This is a genomic window from Polaromonas sp. (genome assembly GCF_029945685.1).
Taxonomy (GTDB): Bacteria; Pseudomonadota; Gammaproteobacteria; order Burkholderiales; family Burkholderiaceae_C; genus Polaromonas.
Genome location: NZ_JAQSDA010000027.1, coordinates 322,851 through 344,076 on the forward strand (window position 1 = coordinate 322,851; position 21,226 = coordinate 344,076).

At 66.5% G+C, this 21,226-nt stretch carries 18 protein-coding genes; 13 read left to right on the top strand and 5 right to left on the bottom strand.

The genetic code is table 11. From position 1 onward, the window contains the following. Positions 1–18: 18 nt before the first annotated feature. Positions 19–711 (bottom strand): sulfite exporter TauE/SafE family protein, encoded by a 693-nt coding sequence (locus PSV26_RS19985; protein WP_300573404.1) that lies wholly within the window; start codon positions 709–711, stop codon positions 19–21. Between the two features lie 13 nt (positions 712–724). After that, positions 725–2,107: an oxygen-independent coproporphyrinogen III oxidase gene (gene hemN / locus PSV26_RS19990; protein ID WP_300573407.1), complete on the bottom strand. Its 1,383-nt coding sequence runs from the start codon at positions 2,105–2,107 to the stop codon at positions 725–727. 244 nt (positions 2,108–2,351) lie between these two features. Between hemN and PSV26_RS19995 the strand changes: the two genes are divergently transcribed. Further along, complete coding sequence (locus tag PSV26_RS19995) at positions 2,352–3,014, top strand: helix-turn-helix domain-containing protein (RefSeq protein ID WP_300514585.1); 663 nt, start codon at positions 2,352–2,354, stop codon at positions 3,012–3,014. 119 nt (positions 3,015–3,133) lie between these two features. On the opposite strand, the gene PSV26_RS20000 is transcribed toward PSV26_RS19995, so the two are convergent. Both PSV26_RS20000 and PSV26_RS20005 read right to left on the bottom strand, forming a co-directional pair. Further along, entirely contained in the window at positions 3,134–3,604 is a 471-nt protein-coding gene (locus tag PSV26_RS20000) for a universal stress protein (protein ID WP_300513288.1), read from the bottom strand. 23 nt (positions 3,605–3,627) lie between these two features. Next, positions 3,628–6,303 (bottom strand): bifunctional acetate--CoA ligase family protein/GNAT family N-acetyltransferase, encoded by a 2,676-nt coding sequence (locus tag PSV26_RS20005; RefSeq protein ID WP_300573410.1) that lies wholly within the window; start codon positions 6,301–6,303, stop codon positions 3,628–3,630. A gap of 134 nt (positions 6,304–6,437) precedes the next feature. Between PSV26_RS20005 and PSV26_RS20010 the strand changes: the two genes are divergently transcribed. Together PSV26_RS20010 and PSV26_RS20015 are read left to right on the top strand one after the other, a co-directional pair. Further along, positions 6,438–6,824 carry a TraR/DksA C4-type zinc finger protein gene (locus PSV26_RS20010; protein WP_300573413.1) on the top strand — a complete coding sequence of 129 codons (387 nt, stop codon included), beginning with the start codon at positions 6,438–6,440 and terminating at the stop codon, positions 6,822–6,824. A gap of 33 nt (positions 6,825–6,857) precedes the next feature. Beyond that, complete coding sequence (locus tag PSV26_RS20015; protein WP_300573416.1) at positions 6,858–7,343, top strand: phasin family protein; 486 nt, start codon at positions 6,858–6,860, stop codon at positions 7,341–7,343. Positions 7,344–7,394: 51 nt separating this feature from the next. On the opposite strand, the gene PSV26_RS20020 is transcribed toward PSV26_RS20015, so the two are convergent. Then, positions 7,395–9,146 (bottom strand): alpha/beta fold hydrolase, encoded by a 1,752-nt coding sequence (locus tag PSV26_RS20020; RefSeq protein ID WP_300573418.1) that lies wholly within the window; start codon positions 9,144–9,146, stop codon positions 7,395–7,397. Positions 9,147–9,496: 350 nt separating this feature from the next. On the opposite strand from PSV26_RS20020, the gene PSV26_RS20025 reads away from it, so the two are divergent. From PSV26_RS20025 to PSV26_RS20070, 10 genes are all read left to right on the top strand, one after another. Next, positions 9,497–9,787, top strand: a complete 291-nt coding sequence (locus tag PSV26_RS20025) for an Hsp20/alpha crystallin family protein (protein ID WP_300573421.1) — start codon at positions 9,497–9,499, stop codon at positions 9,785–9,787. 11 nt (positions 9,788–9,798) lie between these two features. After that, positions 9,799–10,524, top strand: coding sequence for an ABC transporter ATP-binding protein (locus PSV26_RS20030; protein ID WP_300513300.1), 726 nt, complete (start codon positions 9,799–9,801; stop codon positions 10,522–10,524). Between the two features lie 4 nt (positions 10,525–10,528). Beyond that, the gene (locus PSV26_RS20035) at positions 10,529–12,910 is read left to right on the top strand and encodes an ABC transporter permease (RefSeq protein WP_300573424.1); all 2,382 of its coding nucleotides are present in this window, start codon (positions 10,529–10,531) and stop codon (positions 12,908–12,910) included. A 19-nt stretch (positions 12,911–12,929) separates the two neighbouring features. Further along, on the top strand, positions 12,930–14,132 hold the full coding sequence (locus tag PSV26_RS20040; protein WP_300573427.1) for an HlyD family efflux transporter periplasmic adaptor subunit: 1,203 nt from the start codon (positions 12,930–12,932) through the stop codon (positions 14,130–14,132). Between the two features lie 7 nt (positions 14,133–14,139). Next, positions 14,140–15,609, top strand: a complete 1,470-nt coding sequence (locus tag PSV26_RS20045) for a bifunctional aminoglycoside phosphotransferase/ATP-binding protein (RefSeq protein WP_300573430.1) — start codon at positions 14,140–14,142, stop codon at positions 15,607–15,609. Positions 15,610–15,731: 122 nt separating this feature from the next. Then, positions 15,732–17,258, top strand: a complete 1,527-nt coding sequence (locus tag PSV26_RS20050) for a thymidine phosphorylase family protein (RefSeq protein ID WP_300573433.1) — start codon at positions 15,732–15,734, stop codon at positions 17,256–17,258. Next, on the top strand, positions 17,258–18,160 hold the full coding sequence (locus tag PSV26_RS20055; RefSeq protein WP_300573435.1) for a ribose-phosphate pyrophosphokinase: 903 nt from the start codon (positions 17,258–17,260) through the stop codon (positions 18,158–18,160). Before PSV26_RS20050 ends, PSV26_RS20055 begins: the two co-directional genes overlap by 1 nt. Next, on the top strand, positions 18,157–18,750 hold the full coding sequence (locus tag PSV26_RS20060; RefSeq protein WP_300573438.1) for an NAD(P)H-dependent oxidoreductase: 594 nt from the start codon (positions 18,157–18,159) through the stop codon (positions 18,748–18,750). Before PSV26_RS20055 ends, PSV26_RS20060 begins: the two co-directional genes overlap by 4 nt. Positions 18,751–18,807: 57 nt before the next feature. Continuing rightward, positions 18,808–20,334: a DASS family sodium-coupled anion symporter gene (locus PSV26_RS20065; RefSeq protein WP_300573441.1), complete on the top strand. Its 1,527-nt coding sequence runs from the start codon at positions 18,808–18,810 to the stop codon at positions 20,332–20,334. Positions 20,335–20,360: 26 nt separating this feature from the next. Beyond that, positions 20,361–21,011, top strand: coding sequence for a nitroreductase family protein (locus PSV26_RS20070; protein WP_300513316.1), 651 nt, complete (start codon positions 20,361–20,363; stop codon positions 21,009–21,011). Positions 21,012–21,226 lie beyond the last annotated feature (215 nt).

Consider the following 21,226-nt stretch of genomic DNA (forward strand, 5'->3'; position numbering starts at 1 on the left):
GCAGGTCAGGGCTCGCGCTCAGGCCAGGCCGCACCACTCGGCAAAGCGATGAAAGGCATCCGCCCAGAGTGCCCAGGCAGCCGCGAGGATCAGCAGGCCACCAGCCGCGCGTGTCCCCCAGTCCGGCTTGAACTTGTTACCTCGCCCCTGCAGCTTGTCGTACAGCAGCGGCACGAGCATCAGCGACACGCTGCTGCCGGCGGCGAACAGCGCCATCGACAAGGCGCCCTCCAGCGGCCCGCCGCTGAGCGACGCGACCAGCAGCGCCGAATACAGCAGGCCGCAGGGCATGAAGGCCCATAACGCACCGGTGGCGAAGATGCCGCCGCGCGCGCCAGCCAGCGGCCGGATGCGCGCCCAGACGGCGCGGCCGGCGTCGCTGACCCAGGCCGGCTGGCGGGCCTGTGCCAGCAGCATCAGCCCCCAGAGCAGAACAGCCAGGTGAAACAGCGTCCAGACCGGACGCAGCGCCGCAGTGTTCGTGGTCAGCCAGGCCAGGCTCTGCACGGCCAGCGCGGCAGCAGCGCCGGCCAGCGAGTAACCCGCCAGGCGCCCGGCCTGAAAACTCCAGAGCGAACGCGATGACGAGCCCGCGCCCTGACGGGGACCCAGGCGGGAGATGCCTGCACAGGCTGCGCCGCACATGGCAGCGCAATGCGGGCCGCCGGCCAGCCCCATCATCAGGGCGGTCACAGCCAGTGTGGTGGACATGGCAACAAGCTGTTCAGATGATGCGCGAGAACCTCGCGCGGTTGCGGTCGGCCTGCAGGTAGCGGTCGAACACCATGGCCACCGCACGCACGAAAAACCAGCCCTGCGCCGTGACCTGGATGCCGGATTCGTCGAGAAGCACCAGCCCCGCATCCGCCAGACTACGCAGTTGTTCCAGCTCGGCCGAGAAATAGCTGCGGAAGTCCAGCAACCAGGCCAGTTCGACCGACTCGAAGAGCACCTGGCCCTGGCACATCAGCGCCATGATCACGGCCCGGCGTGCGAGATCGTCGCGGTTGAGCGCCAGCCCGCGCACCACCGGCAGGCGTCCCTGGTCCAGATGGTCGCAGTACTCTTCCATCGTCTTGGCGTTCTGGCTGTAGGTCGCACCGATGCGGCCGATGGCCGAGACGCCCAGTCCGATGAGGTCGCAGTCAGGCTGGGTGCTGTAACCCTGAAAGTTGCGGTGCAGCCGGCCCTGGCGCTTGGCGACGGCCAGCGCGTCGTTGGGCAGCGCAAAGTGGTCCATGCCGATGTAGACATACCCCGCGGCCATGAAGGCCGCGAGCGACTGCGACAGCATGGCCACCTTGGCCGCCGCGCCGGGCAAGTCGGCGGAGACAATACGCCGCTGCGGCTTGAAGCGCTCGGGCAGGTGGGCATAGGCATACAGCGCAATGCGGTCGGGCTTCAACTGCGCCACCTGGGCCAGCGTGCGGGCAAAGGATTCGGGCGTCTGGCGCGGCAGGCCGTAGATCAGGTCCACATTGATGGAGTCAAACCCCACTTCACGCGCCTGGGCCATCAGCTCGCTGACCTGCTCATAAGGCTGGACGCGGTGCACCGCCTTCTGGACATCGGGATCAAAGTCCTGCACACCAAAACTCAGCCGGTTAAAACCCATCTCGGCGAGGGCGCGCAACCGCGAGCCATCCACCGTGCGTGGGTCAATCTCGATGGAGTATTCGCCGCCGGGCACCATCGTGAAACTGCGCCGCAGCATGGCCATGAGTTCCCTCAACTCATCGTCGGACAGGAAGGTCGGTGAACCGCCGCCCAGATGCAGTTGCGTGACCGTCTGGCCCTGGCCGAGCTGGGCCGTGTGCAGGTCGATCTCGCGGCTCAGGTAACGCAGGTAGCTGACGGCCCGGTTGTGGTGCTTGGTGATGATCTTGTTGCAGGCGCAGTAATAACAAAGCGATTCGCAGAACGGAATATGGACATACAGCGACAGCGGCATGGTCAACCCGGCCGGGCCGGTGCGGCGCTGGACCAGGGCCTGTCCATAGTCTGCTGCGGTAAAGGCTTCTACGAAACGATCGGCCGTTGGGTAGGATGTATACCGCGGCCCCGGAACGTCGAATCGCTGGAGCAGATCGGGCGATACATTGGTCATGACATGTTTCTCGTGGAGGTAAGTGACTGTGCCGCGTCTGCCCCCCTGAGCGCTTGACATGGATCAAGGGCGCCGGGGCGGGGGACCGGACAATTTGATCAAGATCATAGAAGGCGCTCCCATGAAGGAAATCCCCGTACGTACGCCCCCCGCGAATCTGGTAACACATGCCCCGGACGCGCCGTTTGTCGATGAAAAGACTATCAAGGTGGCGTGCTCGAACTGCAACCTTCGCGAACTGTGCATGCCGGTGGGACTGAGCCCGCAGGAGCTCGCACGGATTGACGAGGTAGTGGCCGTGCGCCGCAAGGTCAAACGCGGCGCCACCCTGTTTCGCAATGGCGAGCCTTTCGAATCGCTGTTCGCCATTCGCACCGGCTTTTTCAAGACCTGCGTCACCTCCGGCGATGGCCGCGACCAGGTCACGGGCTTCCAGATGGCTGGCGAGGTGATCGGGCTGGACGGCATCGTCAACGACCGTCACACCTGCGATGCCGTCGCCCTGGAAGATGCCGAGGTCTGCGTCATGCCCTTCAATCGCATCGGGGAGCTCTCGCGCGAGATCAACGCCTTGCAACACCATGTGCACCGCATCATGAGCCGCGAGATCGTGCGCGAACACGGCGTGATGCTGCTCCTGGGCAGCATGCGGGCTGAAGAACGTGTGGCGGCCTTCCTGCTGAACCTGGTGCAGCGGCTGCACGCGCGGGGTTTTTCGGGGCTGGAGCTGGTCCTGCGCATGACACGCGAGGAAATCGGCAGCTACCTGGGCATGAAGCTGGAAACCGTGAGCCGTACTTTCTCAAAGTTTGCCGACGACGGCATCATCGATGTCCACCAGCGCCACGTGCGTATCCTCGACACAGCCGCCCTGCAGTCCATCGTCAACCAGCAGGGCGGTAACTAGAGCCCCCACGCTTGTCGCTTCGCGTACTGCGCTGCCCCCCGAGTGGGCGCTGCACCTGCGGCCCGGCAAAGCCGGTTCCGCGGCCCCGGCTGGTAACTCGGGCGATTGGCAACCCGGGACTACGGGCGGGCGGCCTCCTCGGCCCCGCGCACCACCAGCACCGGCACCGGCGCAGTCCGCACGATCTGTTCTGCGTCGCTGCCCATCAGCACACGGCCTATGCCGCGCCGGCCGTGCGAGCCGACCACAATCAGGTCCGCCTTCACGCTCCTGGCCTGCTCGGCGACCTGTTCGCAGATGCGGCCCGGCCCGCCCACCAACAGCACGCTGTCGGTGTCCACACCCTGGTCCACGGCCTTTTGCCGCGCGAGCGCCAGCAACTTTTCACCCGCCGCCTGCATCAGCGGAACAATTTCATTGGCGTAATTCATCGCCGTCTCAAATCCGTTGACGTAACTGAGCTCGTCGACCACATGGAGCAGCCGCAGCCGCGCGCCGGTCAGCCCGGCCAGGCGAATGGCTTCATCCAGCGCCTTTTCCGAAGTCGGGCTGCCGTCGAAGGGAACGAGAATCTGATGGTAGGCGGACACTGTTTTCTCCCCAGTCAAAAAAATCAGCGCAAGGACAGGCGCATCGCCACGGTTTCCTGCCCGCTGGCGATGGACACGTCGAAACCGGTCTGGCGTGCCAGGGCCGCCATGCCCACGTTCTCCGGCAGGCATTGCCCCACGACCTCGGCGGTGCCGTGCTCGCGCAGGTAGCGAATCAGCTTGTCCATCAACTGGCGCCCCAGGCCGTGCCCCTGCCAGCCCGTGGCCACCTGGATCGCGAATTCCGCCTGCAGGTTGTCCGGGTCGCAGACGGCGCGCGCTTCTGCCACCATGAGCGACTCGCCTCCCGCCTGAGGCACCATCGCCACGAAGGTCATCTCGCGGTCATAGTCGATCTGGCTGTAACGAGCCAGCTCGGAATGCGGTACCTCGCGCCGGGCCATGAAAAACCGCAGCCGCATGTCGGCGGGCGACGCTTCGGCATAAAAGGCCATCAGGCGCTGGCCATCCTCGGGGCGAATCGGGCGCAGCAGCACATCCTGGCCCTTGACCTTGACGTGTTCTTCCAGGGCCTGCGGGTAGGGACGGATGGCCAGGCGGCTGCGCTCGCCCGCCGGGACCGGGCGCAAGCGCACCCGTGCATCCAGCGCCAGCACGCCGTGTTCATCCACCAGCAGGGGGTTGATGTCGAGTTCCGCCAGCCAGGCCAGGTCACAGGCCATCTGCGAGACCTTCAGCAGCGTGGCCAGCAGCGCTGCCTCGTCGGCGGGCGGTCGCCCGCGGTAGCCCGCCAGCAGGAGCGACAGCCTGCTGCCGGCAAGCATGTCCTGCGCCAGGCGGGTATTGAGCGGCGGCAACGCCACCACATGGTTCTTGTGCAACTCGACGGCAACACCGCCCTCGCCGAGCAGCATCACCGGCCCGAACACGGGATCCGAGGCAATGCCGACGATCAGTTCGTGCGCCCCTGGGCGGTCAGCCATGGCCTGCACAGTGAAGCCGAGTATCTGCGCCTGCGGCAGCAGACCAGTCACCTGCCGCCGCATCTTCCCGGCTGCGCGCCGGATCTCTTCTTCAGAAACCAGGTTGAGCGCCACACCGCCGACGTCGGACTTGTGGATGACCTGGGGCGACACGATCTTCAAGGCCACGGGGTAACCGATGCGCCTGGCCGCCGCGACCGCCTCCTCGACATCGCCGGTCCGGACGGTCTGCACCGTGGGAATGCCGTAGGCCCGCAGCAACGCCTGGGCCTGCGCGTCACCGAGCCACTCGCGTCCCTCCTGCAGCGCGTCCACGAGCAGCGACTGCGCGAGTTGCCGGTCTGGCGTGAAGTCCTCCAGCGCAGACGCAGGGAGCTGCTGCAACGCCTGCTGGTTGCGCGCGTAGGTAGCCAGTTGCAGCCAGGCCGCCGCAGCGCGTTCCGGCGTGTTGTAGCCGGCAACACCCGCCGCGGCACTGGCCAGCCGGGCCGCCGCCACCGCCGCGCCGCCCAGCCAGCACGTCAACACGGGTTTGGCCGACGTCTGGATCAAGGGCAGGCAGGCCGCTGCAATCTGGTCCGCCGGAACAATGGCCGTAGGTGCATGGATGAACAGCACACCATCCACCTCGGGCGCGGCCAGCAGCACCTTCAACGCGTCCTCATAACGAGTGACAGGTGCGTCCCCGACGATATCGATGGGGTTGCCGTGCGACCAGGTAGGCGGCAGGCACTGGTTGAGCGCTTCCAGCGTCCTGTCATCCAGCAGGGCCAGCTTGCCGCCGCCCAGCGCCAGTGCATCGGCGGCAAGCACCCCGGCACCGCCGCCGTTGGTCAGGACCGCCAGCCGCTCGCCGTGCCAGCCCTTCACATGGGTCAGGGTTTCGGCCGCGTCGAAGAGCGCCTCCAGGGTATCCACCCGCAGCATGCCGGCGCGGCGGACGGCGGCGTCGAACACCACATCGGAGCCTGCCAGCGCCCCGGTGTGCGAGGCTGCCGCCCGGGCACCCTCAGGCGCACGCCCGGCCTTGACCACAATGACCGGCTTGTTGCGCGCGGCGGCGCGCGCCGCCGACATGAACTTGCGCGCGGCCTTGACCGACTCCATGTACATCAAAATGGCCCGCGTTCCGGGATCGCTGGCCAGGTAGTCGATGACATCGCCGAAGTCCACGTCGGCGCTGTCGCCCAGCGAGATGAAATGCGAAAATCCGATGCTGCGGCTGTTGGCCCAATCGAGCATGGCAGTCGCCAGCGCGCCCGATTGCGTCACGAAGGCCAGCTTGCCGGGCAAGGCATTGCCGGGCGCAAAACTGGCATTGAGTCCGATGCCCGGCACAAGCGCCCCGATGCAGTTCGGCCCGAGGATGCGCAGCAGCCAGGGCCGCGCCGCATCCAGCATGGCCTGCTCCAAGGTGGGCCCGCCCGGGCTTGCGGCCTGCTTGAGCCCGGCCGAGAGCACGATGGCGGCGCGTGTGCCCTTGCGGCCCAGGGCCGTGATCAGGTCGGGGACCGTCGCAGCAGGCGTGCAGATGATGGCCAGGTCGGGCGCCTGCGGCAGCGACTCCACATCGGGCCAGGCCGGCCCGCCCCCGACATGGCTGTGCTGGCGGTTGACCGGCCAGACCGGCCCCTGAAACCCGTCCGCCCGGAGATTGCGCAGGACCACGGCGCCCAGGCTGCCCTCGCGGTCGGAGGCGCCTATCAGGGCCACGGAGGCGGGGTGGAACAGGGTCTCGAGATTGCGTACGCTCATGAATTTCCTTGGAACAGGGGTCAAACATCCCCATGCTGGAAGATTAGTGCCCGGGCAGCACCCGCAGTTGCTCCAGATCAAAGACCCGGGTGCCGGGTGACCCACAGAATGGTCACGCCAGCACAAGGTTCCTCATGGAAACATACGACCGCACCCTGATGCCGCGCTTCAGCCAGATTCTGGCGCAGCGCGAAACCGAACTGCGTGCCCTCCTGCGTGCCACCGCCGAACAGCTCCACGAGGCGGGTGGCACCGGGCAGCACCGTGTGATGGATTTCAAGGATGACGCCATGGAACAGGCTGTGGCCACGGTCGATGAGGCCAAGGCGGGGCACGCGGTGCTTGAGCTCGAGGAAGTGCTGGCGGCGCGTCGCCGTCTGGCCGACCAGAGCTTCGGCTATTGCCTGGACTGCGGCGAAGCGATCGACCTGCGGCGCCTCGCGGCCCGGCCCGCCGCAGCCTTGTGCACAACGTGCCAGGCCATTCATGAGCATGAGCGTCCCATGGCGATGCGGCGCTGAACCGGCAACCGTCCTCCACCCGAAAGGAATCCCATGCGTGCAAAACCATCTCTCCCTGCCTCGCCTCGCAAAAGTACGGAGACGGACACCACCCCCGCCCGCTTTCTGGCCGACCTCGGACGCCAGCAACTGGCCGTTGCCACCGATGCGGCCTGCGCCCTGTTGCGCGGCAGCGAAGCCATGCGGGCCATTCAGCATCAGGCGGCCCACGAGGCGTCCCTGCGTCACCAGGCGGCGGCGCAAAAGCTGCACGACCACTGTGAGCCAGCCGACCTGCTGGCCATCCAGTCGGATCTGCTGCGTTTTGACCTGCTGGGTGCCACCCAGTACTGGCAACAGATCACGGCCACGGCACTGCAGTCGCAGGTCGAGATGATGGCCAACGCCACCCACCTGCTCGACAACGAACAGGGCGGTGCATTGAAATCGGCCATGGAGAGTTTTCAGGCGGCGATCGCTTCAGGTAATGGCTTTTTTGCGGGAAAACCCACCGCCACGGCACCACCAACCCGCACCTGAAGCCGGTTACCCGCTGCCGGTGTCCGCGGGCAGGGGTACTAAAACCGCACCTTATCCTTGGTGAACGTAGGTGCCGGGTGCGGCTGACAGCAGGCCCGCAGAACGCAGGCCGGCGACCGGCGCTGCCTTGGTTTGTCCCGTCGATTGTTCATGCAGCCAGGCATGCCAGCACGGCCACCAGGAGCCGGCGACCGGTGGCGCACCTTGCAGCCAGTCCTGCGGATCTGCAGGCGCCCTGCCTTCCGCATGGGTGGCGACGCGGTAACCGGCCTGGGAATGGGCGGCGGCGCCGGACGGCGGATTGACGATGCCGACGTTGTGCCCCCCCGAGGTCAGCACAAAACTCACAGGCGCGCGCGTCAGACGGTGAATCTTGTAGACCGAAGTCCACGGCGACACATGGTCGCGCTCGGTGGCCACCACAAACATCGGCACCTTGATGTCGGCCAGCGAAATGGCGTGGCCGGCTGCCATGTAGCGCCCCTCGGCCAGGTCGTTGTGCAGGTACAGCCTGCGCAGGTACTCGCTGTGCATGCGCGCCGGCATGCGCGTGGCGTCGGCATTCCAGGCGCGCAGCGCCGTCATCGGTGTCTGCGCGCCCATCAGGTATTCATGCACGAGTTTGGACCAGACCAGGTCTTTGGAATTGATGAGGGCAAAGGCGCCGGCCATCTGGCGGCCATCGAGATAGCCGCGTCCCGCCATCAGGTCTTCCAGAAACGCGATCTGGCTCTCGTCGATGAACAACCCCAACTCGCCAGGCTCATGAAAATCAACCTGCGCGGCCAGCAATGACACGGTTTTCAGCGGGTTGCGCGGCCGGGCGCCCAAGGCCGCAGCCGCCATGGCCAGCAAGGTGCCGCCCAGGCAATAACCCGCCGCGTGAGTGCCGGCACCGGGCCGCAACTCGCCCACCGCCTTCAGCGCGGCCATGGCCCCGAGTTCCAGGTAATCGTCGAGCCCCAGGTCCCGGTCCTGGCTGTCCGGATTTTTCCAGGAAACCATGAAGACGCTGTGGCCCTGGTCCACCAGGTAGCGGACCAGCGAATCGGCCGGCGTCAAATCAAGGATGTAGTACTTCATGATCCACGAGGGCACGATCAGTACCGGCTCGGCGTCAACTTTCGGTGTAGCCGGCTCGTACTGGATCAGTTCGATCAGGCGGTTGCGGAAAACCACCTTGCCCGGGGTCAGCGCCACCCCTGTTCCGGGGAGAAAAGCCTCCACGCCGCGTGGCTTGCCCTCCGTCAGGACCGCCATGGCGTCGCGCGACCAGTTGGCAAAACCGTTGGCCAGATTCGCCCCGCCCGTGGCCAGGGTTTCTTTCAGTACCTGGGGGTTGGTCATCGGAAAGTTCGAGGGCGACCAGATGTCCAGCCACTGGCGTGTCGTGAATGCCGCCACGTCTTCATGGTGCCGGGAGACGCCGCGCACGCCTGTCATGGCCGCAGTCCACCACTGGTCCTGCAGCAGAAAGGCCTGGGCCATGGCGCTGAACGGCAGCATGTCCCACTCCTGCGGCGAGAAGCGCTTGTCCTGGGGGGCCGGCTCCACGCAGCGCACACAATCACCGCGCCAGGCCTGCGGCGCATACTGCGCCCACAGCAGACCCTTGCGCAGCCCGTCGGCAACCAATTCAGCCTGCCGGGAAGGCGACGCCAGCAGGTGCGTGAACCAGTCGGCATACGCCCCGGCGACCGAGGCCGGTGAGACGCCGTGCGTGAGTCGGGCCAACCCGGCCTTGAGTGGAAGGTCCATCGGAGCCGGCGTGTGCCCGTGCGGGCGGGAGTCAGAAATTGCCATGAAAAAGTCCGGCGTCACTACGCCGCGCCTCCAGTCAGTCAAAAAACATGATCGTCCCGTAGCAGCGCCACCCCGCATTTGCGCAAGGTCAACAAAAGCCCTCAATCCCGGCTCCGGCCTCGCCAGCTGCGTACCCTGTCCGGAGGCCGCCCGATGCCATGTTCGCGATGACCGTCAATTCCTCCGGTGCGAAACTGCAACCTGTGCCGCAGGCGCATTCACCCCGCGCGAGCCGGGTTCCGCGCCGACTTGAGCAATGTCAATGCCCGCCGCGCAAAGAAGCATAAATTGGGCGCCTTGGCAGCGCCATGCCGCCGCGTTCAGATTCCGAAAGCACGCAGGAGAGTTCCATGAAAACGGATGCCCACATCAAGGCCGACGTCAAGGCTGACATTCCCGGTTTGCACATGGTCGGCAATGTGGTGCGGATCGACGCCGGGGTCAAGCGCGAAAAAGAGACCAGAGGAAATGGTGACAAGGTCCTGCGCAGCGAGCGCTACTGGGGCAATATTTCGCGCACCTTCAGCCTGGCCCAGGACGTGGACGACGACAAGGTCCAGGCCAGGTATGCCGACGGCGTCTTGAGCCTGGAGCTGCCTAAAAAGGCCTCGGCAGCGAGCAAAAAAATAACGATTCAATAGGCCCCGCACGCATGACCACGGCGCAGCAGCCGGACGCCCCGGTGCTGCGCATCCGGTCGCTGTCCAAAACCTATGGCAGCGGTGAAACCGCCGTGTTTGCCTTGCGCGATGTGGATCTCGAGGTGCGGGCGGGCGAATTTCTGGTGCTGCTGGGTGCCTCGGGCAGCGGCAAGTCCACGCTGCTGAACATCCTGGGCGGACTGGACCGGCCGAGCACCGGCGAGGTGGAATTCCTGGACCACCGCCTGACCGATGCGCCCGATGAGGAGTTGACGCGTTACCGTCGCGAACACGTCGGCTTCGTATTCCAGTTCTACAACCTCATTCCCAGCCTGACCGTTCGCGAGAACGTGGCACTGGTCACCGACATCGCCAGCAACCCCATGCCGGTGGACGAGGCACTGGCGCTGGTGGCGTTGACGCCCCGGCAGGACCACTTCCCTTCCCAGCTGTCGGGTGGCGAGCAGCAGCGCGTGGCCATTGCGCGCGCCATCGTCAAGCGTCCACAGCTCCTGCTGTGCGACGAGCCGACCGGCGCGCTGGACTATGCCACCGGCAAGCTGGTGCTCGAAGTCATCGCCCGCATCAACCAGGAACTGGGCACCACGGCCATTGTCATCACGCACAACGCCGCCATCGCCGGGATGGCCGACCGCGTCATCCGCCTGGCGGACGGGCGCATCGCCAGCATTGAGGCGCCGTCGCGGCGCCTCACCCCCGCAGAATTGTCATGGTGAAGCCATGAAAGCACTGGACCGGAAGTTGCTGAGGGACCTGCGGCTGCTGTGGAGCCAGGGCCTGACCATCGCGCTGGTGGTGGCCAGCGGCATCGGCGGCTTCATCACCAGCCTGAGTGCGGTGGACTCGCTGGGCCTGGCACGCGAACGTTTTTATGCTGAGGCTCATTTTGCCGATGTGTTCGCCACCGTCAAACGCGCGCCGAACGCGTTGGTGGAGACACTGCGGGAGGTGCCCGGCGTGGCCGACGTGCAGACCACGATCGAACAGGTGGTCCGCATAGCGGCTCCGGGAGTGAGTGACCCCATCCTCGGTCAGCTGATCGGCGTGGACCGCAAACAGCTGCCGCGCATGAACCAGGTGAGCGTCTCGCGCGGCCGGGCGCTCGACCACGCGGGACTCTCCTCCGGCGCACGCAGCGACGGCCGCATCGAGGTGCTGGTCTCGGCCGGCTTTGCGACATCGCGCGGCGTCAAACCGGGCGACATCTTCACCGCCCTGATCAACGGGAAACAGCGTACCCTCCTGATCGCCGGCATCGCGCTGTCCCCCGAGTATATTTTTGCCGGCCTGGGCGGCAGCCCTGACCAGCGCGGCTTCGGGGTGTTCTGGATGGACCGCGACACCCTGGCCGCGGCCTACGACATGCAGGGCGCCTTCAACCGCGTGAGTATCAAGCTCGCACCCGGGGCATCGCAGCGCGACGTGATTGCCCGTATGAGCCGGCTGCTGTCACGTTACGGTGCGGGAGAAGCCTACGGCCGCGAAGACCAGATCTCCCACGCCATGCTCGACGCCGAGATCAAGGAGCAGCAGGTGCTGGGCACGGTGCTGCCTTCCATCTTTCTCGGCGTGGCAGCCTTTCTTCTGCATGTGGTGGTCTCGCGGCTGGTGTCCACACAACGTGAGCAGATCGCCGCCCTGAAGGCGCTGGGCTACACCAACCGAAGCATAGGTGCGCACTATCTCAAGATGGTGCTGGTGATCGTCATCCTGGGGCTCTTGCTGGGCATCTGGCTCGGCGACTGGCTGGGCGGCGCCTTCACGCGGCTGTATGCCGACTTCTTCTACTTCCCGAAGTTCGAGCACCACCTTGCACCGTGGCTGCTGGTGGTGGGCGCGGGCCTGACGCTGGCGACCGCCGTGGTCGGGACGCTCAGTGCCATCGGCGCCACGGTGCGCCTGGCACCGGCCGAGGCCATGCGCCCGCCCGCACCGGGACACTTTCGGCGCACGCTGCTGGAACGCCTGGGCGTCAAGGGGGTCAAGCCGGCCCTGCAGATGATCCTGCGCAACATGGAGCGCCGCCCGCTGCGCACCGGACTGTCCATTGCCGGCGTGGCAGCAGCCGTGGCCATCGTGGTGATGGGAAATTTCATACGCGATGCGATCGACCATATTGTGGACACCCAGTTCTCCCTGGCCATGCGCAGCGACGTGATCCTGTGGATGAGCGACCCCATTGGCAACGAGGCCCGCCATGAGGTGGCGCGCCTGCCCGGGGTCATCGCGGTGGAGGCAACCCGCGACGTTCCGGTGCGTTTCGTCAACGGCCCGGTCAGCGAGCGCGGCCTCATCCAGGGTTATGCAGAAAACCCCGAGCTGCGGCGCATCATCGACATCCGCGGCAAGGAAGTGCCCCTGCCCGATGGCGGACTGGTGATGACCGACCGCCTGGCCAGCAAGCTGGGGCTGCGTGTAGGTGACACGGTGCGCACCGAGGTGCTCGAAGGACGCCGCGAGACACTGCAGCTGACACTGGCAGCCACCGCACAGGAAATGATGGGACTGAACGCCTACATGGAGCGCCGCGCGCTGAACCGGCTGATGCGCGAAGGCGATGTGGCCTCGCAGTACGCGGTGGCACTGCAGCGCGGCAGCGAAGCCGCCTTCCTGGCCGCCAGCCAGGGCCTGCCGCGCGTCGCCGGCACTTTCAGCAAAGCCAATCTGCTGCGCAACATGCAGGAAGTCAGCGCCCGCAACGTCCGCCTCATGAGCACGGTTCTCACCCTGTTTGCCAGCGTGATCGCCATCGGGGTGGTCTACAACAATGCACGCATTGCGCTGTCGGAGCGCACCTGGGAGCTGGCCAGCCTGCGGGTGCTGGGCTTCACGCGTGCCGAAGTCTCGGTGCTGCTGCTCGGTGAACTGGCTATCAGCATCGCCATTGCGCTGCCGCTGGGCATGTTGATGGGCTGGGGCCTGGTACATCTGGTCGCGGAACTGCTCAAGTCCGACCAGTTCCAGTTCCCGGTGGTGATCCAGCCCCGTACCTATGCCTGGGCGGCCATCTGCGTGGTCGCCGCCGGCGTGGCCAGCGCCCTGGTGGTGCGGCGGCGGATCGACCGGCTGGACATGGTGGCTGCGCTCAAGACCAGGGAATAAGGAAGAGGGGAAACAGGGAATGAATGTGCTGAAACTGAAAAAAACAACCTGGCTATGGATCGCGGCGGGCGTCGCGGTGCTTGCGGCGCTGGCCTGGGCCTTTTCGCCGCGACCCGTCGAAGTCGAAACCGCGGCCGTCAAACAAGGCCATTTCGAGCAGTCCATCGAGGAGGATGGTCGCACCCGGCTCAAGGACCGCTACACCGTCTCGGCGCCGGTGGCCGCACGTGTGGCACGCATGGTGCTGCGCGAGGGTGACCCTGTGGCCGCCGGCGACGTCGTGGCCGTGCTGACGCCGGTCATGTCATCAATGGTCGATGAACGCAGTGCGCGCGAAGCGACGGCGCGGCTGAAAGCGGCCGCTGCCGGGGTAGAGCGCGCCTCGGCCCGCGTGGCACGCGCCAGAATTTCCCTGCAGGAGGCTCAACTGGAAAAGGAGCGCACCGAGAAACTGGCCGGTGAAGGATTCCTGTCGGCCTCAAAGCTCGATGCGGTCCGGCTGGCCCAGTCAGGCGCCCGCCGCGAACTGGAGGTGGCGGACGCAGAACGTGAGATGGCGGTGCAGGAAAAGGCCCAGGCCGCGGCGGTGCTGCAACCAGCCGGGGCCGGCAGCAGCAGCACCCGGCCGCTGAGCGTGCGTTCGCCGGTCAGCGGGGTGGTGTTGCGCGTGCCGCAGCCCAGCGAGGCCACCCTTGCCGCCGGCGCCGCCCTGCTGGACATTGGCGACCCCCAGCGCATGGAAGTGATCAGCGAACTGCTCACCACCGACGCCGTGCAGGCCACGGCCGGGCGCCGCGTGGTGATCGAACGCTGGGGCGGGCCGCCCGTCGAGGGCGTGGTGCGCCGCGTGGAACCGGCCGCCTTCACCAAGGTTTCTGCGCTGGGCATCGAAGAGCAGCGTGTCAACGTGCAGATCGACGTCAGCAACCCGCCCCAAGCCTGGCGCAGCATGGGTGACGGCTTCCGGGTGTCGGTGCGGATCATCACGGCCAGTGTCGAGCAGGCCGTGCTCGCCCCCCTGGGGGCGCTGTTTCCTCACGGCAAGGGTATGGCGGTTTACAGGCTGGAGGGTTCCCATGCCCGGCTGCAACCGGTCGAAGTGGGCGCACGCAACAACAACGAGGCCTGGCTGCGCAGCGGCCTGACGCAGGGGCAGGTCGTGGTTGTTTACCCTCCCGCCACCATCCGGGACGGCAGCAAAGTGCACGTGCGCACGCCCTGAGCCAGCCATGTCCATCCCAGACGATTCCATGGGCCCTGCCCGGGCGCTGGTCACCACCCTGGCCAACGCCTTGCGCGCGGAACTGATCGAAACCCATATTTCCTGGGTATTGCTGGCCACACACACCGCGTACAAGATCAAGAAGCCGGTGCACCTGCCCTTCGTCGACTACAGCACCTTGCAGGCCCGGCGCCATTTCTGCGAGGAAGAGGTCCGGCTCAACCAGCGGCTGGCGCCAGGGCTGTACCTGGGCGTCACGGACATCACCGGTATGCCCGCCTCGCCCGAGATCGACGGTGCCGGGGCGGTGCTGGAACACGCCGTGCGCATGCGCCGCTTTCCCCCGGGAGCACTCTTCAGCGAAAGAATCGCCGCCGGCACCCTCAACAACCAAGACGTGGATCAGCTGGCCGCCTTGCTGGCCGACTTTCATGAAAGTGCGCCGCGCGCCACTGCCTCGGATGGTTTTTCCGGCGCCGACCAGCGCCGGCGCATCGCGCTGGCTGCGCTCGAAGGCGTCCGGCCATTGGCCAGCGAAGCCGCGCTGTCCGCCTTGCAAACATGGCTGACGGCGGAGTCCGACGCACTGGCGCCCTTGTGGACCTCCCGCCAGATAGACGGGCATGTGCGCGAATGCCACGGTGACCTGCATCTGGCGAACGTGGTGCGTCTTGAAGACCATGTCGCAGCCTTCGATGGCATCGAGTTCGACCCGGCACTGCGCTGGATCGACGTGATCGACGATGTTGCCTTTGTGGTGATGGATCTCGCTGCCCACCAGCGGCAGGACCTGTGCTTCCGTTTCCTCAACGCCTGGCTGGACCGCACCGGCGACCACGCCGGCCTGCCGGCACTGCGTTTTTCCGTCGTTTACCGGGCACTGGTCCGCGCCCAGGTGGCGCACCTGCGCAGCGCCGGGAGCGACGCGGCCCGCCGCTACCTGGCAACAGCCCTGACCTGGGCGCAGCCGGGCAAGGCGGGGCTGTCCATCATGCACGGCCTGCCGGGGTCGGGAAAAACCTGGGTCTCGCAGCGCCTTCTAGAGCAGGAAGGTGCGATCCGGCTACGCTCGGACGTGGAACGCAAGCGCCTGTACGGCCTGGGCATGCTGGAGGATTCGCGTGCCAAGGGGTTGGATCTGTACGGCGCGGACACCACCGCGCGCACTTATGCGCAGCTGTTCGGCCTGGCACGCACGGTATTGCAGGCCGGTCACCCGGTGATCCTTGACGCGGCTTTCCCGCGCCGCATCGAACGGGATCAGGCGCACGCGCTGGCACAAGACCTGGGTGTGCCGTTTTCCATCGTGCACTGCGAAGCGCCCCTGCCTGTGTTGCGCGAACGCCTGCTGGCGCGCCGTGGCGATGCGTCGGAGGCCAACGTGACTGTGCTTGAACAGGTGCGCGAAGTCGTGGAGCCCCTGTCGGGAAACGAGTTTTCTCTTGTGCGCTCTATGGCGCCAGACAAACCCGCGTGATCTTCCACCGGTGGGACCGGTGCGCACCAGTGCACTTGCGCGCTCCCCGGCCCGGAAGCCGGACTTGCGTTTTATCAAGGCCAGCGATACTCGCCTTGCCTACAGTGACGCGAAGGATTCCCATGCAAGCAACGTCGCCCCCTCCCACTGTCAACCGCCTGCGCCTGCGCAGGCTGGGCATCGACACCTACCAGGAACCGGTGCTCTATATGCACCGCGACTGCCCCATCTGCCATTCGGAAGGCTTCGAGGCGCGGTCGCGCGTGGAACTGCGGCTCAATGGCCGCACCATCGTGGCGACGCTCAATGTGGTGACCGGAGACTTCCTCGCCGCCGACGAGGCCGGCCTGTCCGAGGCAGCATGGCGCCTGCTCCATGCGCAACCTGGCGATGAAATTTCCTTGCACCATCCGGCTCCGCTTGAGTCGCTCAGCCATGTACGCGCCAAGGTCTATGGCCGCCGCCTCGGCCAGGCCGCCATCGACGCCGTGATCGGGGACGTGGCGGCCGGGCGGTATTCCGACCTGCAACTCGCGGCCTTTGTCACGGCCTGTGCCGGCGATCATCTGGACATGGATGAAACCATCGCGTTGACCCGCGCCATGGTCAATGTGGGCGAGCGCATTCACTGGGGTGAGGGCCTGGTCATGGACAAACACTGCGTGGGCGGGCTGCCCGGCAACCGCACCACCATGATCATTGTTCCCATCATTGCCGCCTGCGGGCTGCGCATGCCCAAGACCTCGTCGCGCGCCATCACCTCGCCGGCCGGCACCGCCGACACCATGGAAACGCTGGCACCGGTGGACCTCGACGTGGCCCAGATCCGGCGCGTGGTCGACCGCACCGGCGGCTGCATTGTCTGGGGCGGTGCCGTACGGCTCAGCCCCGCCGACGACATCCTGATCCGCGTGGAGCGCCCGCTGGACCTGGACAGCCAGGGGCAACTCGTAGCCTCGGTCCTGTCCAAGAAAGCCGCGGCCGGTGCCACCCATGTGCTGATCGACATGCCGGTCGGGCTGACGGCCAAGGTCCGCAGCGCGCACGCGGCCAACCTGCTGGGGCAGCAGCTCAAGCAGGTCGGCCAGGCGCTGGGCATGCAGGTGCGTGTGGTGCAGACCGACGGCGTGGCCCCGGTGGGCCGCGGCATCGGCCCCGCGCTGGAAGCGCGCGACGTGCTGGCCGTTCTTCGCCGCGAAACCTCGGCCCCGGCCGACCTGGCACTGCGTGCGCTGCAGCTGGCCGGACAGATTCTCGAGTTCGGCGGCGCGGCGCCAGCCGGCGCCGGCCTGGCCCTGGCCAGAGCGGTGCTGGAGGACGGTCGCGCCTGGCAGAAATTCCAGGACATCTGCGAGGCGCAGGGCGGCCTGCGCGAGCCGCCTGTGGCCCCTCACCAGCAAGCAGTGCTGTCCCGGCATGGCGGCACCGTGATCGCCATCGACAACCGGCGCCTGGCGCGCATCGCCAAACTGGCCGGCGCCCCTTCGGCGGCGTGTGCCGGCATCGACATGAATGTGCAGCTCGGCACGGTGGTCGAGCGCGGCCAGCCGCTGTTCACGCTGCACGCGGCAACGCCGGGCGAACTCGCCTACGCGCTGGAGTACGCCACCACCCAGGCCGAAGCGGTGCATGTGATGGAAGAAGCCTGATGCTGGTCCTGGCACTTCCCGGTGGTGAGCAGCTCGCGGCCGGCCTCGCCAGCCGCCTGCGCTGCGACTGCGCCAGCCTGCAGCTGCACCAGTTTCCCGACGGCGAAACCGGCGTGCGTATTGATGCGCCAGTCAAGGGCCGCTGCGTGGTGCTGGCCGGCAGCCTGGACCAGCCCGATGGCAAGACCCTGCCGCTGATTTTTGCTGCCGACGCGGCGCGCGAACTGGGCGCCCGGCAGGTCGGACTGGTCGCGCCCTACCTGGCCTACATGCGGCAAGACAAACGCTTCAAACCAGGGGAAGCCGTGACCTCCCGCAGCTACGCGCGGCTGCTGTCTGCTTCGCTGGACTTTCTGGTCACCGTGGATCCGCACCTGCACCGCATTCACAGCCTGGACGAGGTGTACAGCATCCGCACGCAGGTCATCCCGGCCGCGCCGCTGATCGCGCGCTGGCTGCGCAGTCACGTGCCAGCCCCCTGGTTGATCGGCCCCGATCAGGAAAGCGAACAGTGGGTCTCAGAAGTGGCAGGCCTGGCCGGCGCCCCCTGGACCGTGCTGGCCAAGACACGGCGCGGCGACCGCGAGGTGGGGGTCCGGCTGGCCAGCCGAGAACGCTGGCCAGAACGGACCCCGGTGCTGCTCGACGACATCATTTCCACGGGGCAAACCATGCTGGCCGCCACGCGGCTCCTGAAAAAAGCCGGTCTGGGTGCACCGCTGTGCATAGGTGTGCATGCGCTCTTCAACGCCGAGGCCCAACGCCAGCTGCTCGAAGCAGGCGTCACGCGTGTGCTGACCTGCGACACCATCACACACCCTAGCAACGCGATACGCATGGCCCCACTGCTGGCCCGCGCCGTGCGCCAACTCAGCGCAGCCGGCAAGGATGCCAAACCATGACGGCCAGACGCATTGTCCTGATCCAGGGTCATCCCGACAGCACCGAGCCCCACCTGTGTCACGCGCTCGCGGCCGCATATACCGCGGGCGCCCAAGAGGCCGGGCACATCGTGCGCATCGTCAAAGTCGCCGAACTCGATTTCCCGCTGCTGGGCAGCCAGCAGGCCTGGGAGGAAGACCCGCTGCCCGCCGGCTTGAAGCAGGCACAGGCCGACATCCGCTGGGCCGAGCACATCGTGCTGTTCTTCCCGCTCTGCCTGGGCGACATGCCGGCCCTGCTCAAGGGCTTTCTGGAGCAGGTGGCCAGGCCCGGTTTTGCTTTTGAACATGAAGCGGGCCGCGCGACCTTCACCAAAAAAGGTCTGACAGGCCGATCGGCCCGGGTGGTGGTGACCATGGGCATGCCTGCCATGGTTTACCGCTGGTATTTTCGCGCCCACAGCATCAAGTCGCTGGAGCGCAACATCCTGGGCTTCATCGGCATCACCCCGGTCCACACCACACTGATTGGCATGGTCGGCGATTTCAAGGCGAACGACGGCAGCCGCTGGCTGTCCAAACTGCGGCGGCTCGGGCAAAGCGCTAAGTAGGGCATGCATGGCCAACCCACCCACTCCACCGAACCCCTCCACGCCAGGAAGACCACCATGAACCCTGCACCGATTGCACCACCCACCGCTCCCGCACCCGGCAACCCCGGCAGCGACATCGTCAAGCGTGTCGGTCTGCTCGCCGCGCTGGCCGCCCTGCTGACCATTGTCTGGATGCCTGCCCTGCCGGGCCTGCCGCACGCCGGGCAGGTGATGCTGGCCATCCTGGCCTTTGCCGTGATTGTCTGGATGACCGAAGCGCTCGACTACGCGGTGAGTTCTGTGGTCATAGGCGCGCTTATGATCTTCCTGCTGGCCTATGCGCCCGATGCGGCCAAACCCGCCGGGCCGGACATGGGTACCGGCGCAGCGCTGGGCCTGGCTCTGTCCGGCTTTTCCAACAGCGCCGTGGCGCTGGTGGCGGCCGCCTGCTTCATCGCCGCGGCCATGTCCGCCACCGGGCTGGACAGGCGCATCGCGCTCAAGGTGCTGTCCAGGGTGGATGCGGGCACCAACCACATCGTGATCGGTGCCATGGTCACGGGTTTCCTGCTGTCCTTCATCGTGCCCAGCACCACGGCGCGCGTCGCCTGCCTGGTGCCCATCATGATGGGTTTCATTCTGGCCTTCAAGGTCGACAGGCGCAGCCGCTTTGCCGGCCTGCTGGTGATCACCGCGGCACAAACCGCCAGCGTCTGGAACATCGGCATCAAGACGGCGGCGGCGCAAAACATGGTGGCCATCGGCTTCATCGAAAAGCAGTTCGGCACCAGCATCAGCTGGACCGAGTGGTTCGTTGCCGGTGCGCCGTTTTCAGCCGTGCTGAGCGTGGCCGTGTATTTCATCATGACCCGCCTGATGAAACCGGAGATGAAGGAAATCGCGGGCGGCCAGGCCACCATCCGGCAACAGCTCGAAGCGATCGGGCCGATGACGCTGCGGCAGTGGAAGCTGCTGTTCATCGTGCTGGTGTTGCTGGGTTTCTGGGCCACCGAAAAAGTGCTGCACAACTTCGACACCTCGTCGACCACCATCGCGGCCATTGCGCTGATGCTGGTGCCGCGTCTGGGGGTGATGGACTGGAAGGAATCGCAGCGCGGTTTCCCCTGGGGCACGGTGATCCTGTTCGCGGTCGGCATCAGCGTCGGCACCGCTCTCCTGAAAACCAACGCGGCCGGCTGGCTGGCCAACCTGATCGTCCAGCACCTCGGGCTGCAGCAGGCCAGCGCCTTTGCGATCCTGATGCTGCTGTCGCTGTTCCTGATCGTGATCCACCTCGGCTTTGCCAGCGCCACGGCGCTGGCATCCACCATGATTCCCATCATCATCAGCGTGCTGACAGCCGTGCAGACCCCGGGCATCAACGTGATCGGCATGACCATGCTGCTGCAGTTCGTGGTGAGTTTCGGCTTCATCCTGCCGGTCAATGCGCCGCAAAACATGATCGCCTACGGCACGGACACCTTCGATGCGCGCGACTTCGTGCGCACCGGCCTGGTGATCACACTGGCCGCCATGGCGCTGCTGGTCGTCTTCGCGCTGACCTACTGGCCGTGGATGGGCTACATGACCAAGGCGGTCTAGGCAGAACGGAAACAAGGAGGAGCAACATGACCACCCTGACCAAGCTCGCCCTCGGCATGATGGGCAAATTGCGGCCCCAACCGGCCCTCGGCAACGCCACCGCCCTGATCAGCCTGCCCCCGCCTGACCGGCAGGCCGGGCTGCCGCTGATGCAGGCGCTGGCCCAACGCCAGTCGTGCCGCGACTACAAGCCGGCCCCGCTGCCACTGGTGCTGCTGTCCGGCCTGCTCTGGGCCGCCTGCGGCGTCAACCGCGCCGATGGCGGTCGCACCGCACCGTCGGCCCTCAATGCGCAGGAAATCGACATTTATGTGGCCTTGCCCGAAGGCGCCTACCGCTACGACGCCGCCGCCCATCAACTGCAACTGATCGCCGGCGCCGACCTGCGGCGGGTGACCGGCTACCAGGACTTTGTCGATGAGGCACCCATGGACCTGGTCTACGTCGCCAACCACCCGCGCATGTCGCTCGTGCCGGCCGGGCAACGCGAGGCCTACGCCCATGTCGCCGCCGGCGCCATCACGCAGAACGTCTACCTGTTTGCGGCCAGCAGCGGCCTGTCCACGGTGATACGCGCCTGGATAGACCGCGCCGCCATCGCCGATGCCCTGGGATTGACGCATGACCAGCAGGTCCTGCTGTCGCAGACGGTCGGTTATCCGGCTGCCGCCCCCTGACTGCGCGGCGCAACAGGCCGACCGCCGCCCCGCAATGACCGGGAGGGTGCTGCTCCGGCCGGTGCTGGCGGTCCTTCAACAGCCCGGGCGGGAACCTTGGCGCGCATTGAAACTGGCCGCGCCCCGTGGGGCTTCCTGCCCCTGGACTATCGGGACGATTGTTAAAAATGACATTCAAAACAACTCCCGCTCAGTACACTGACCCTTCGATCGAA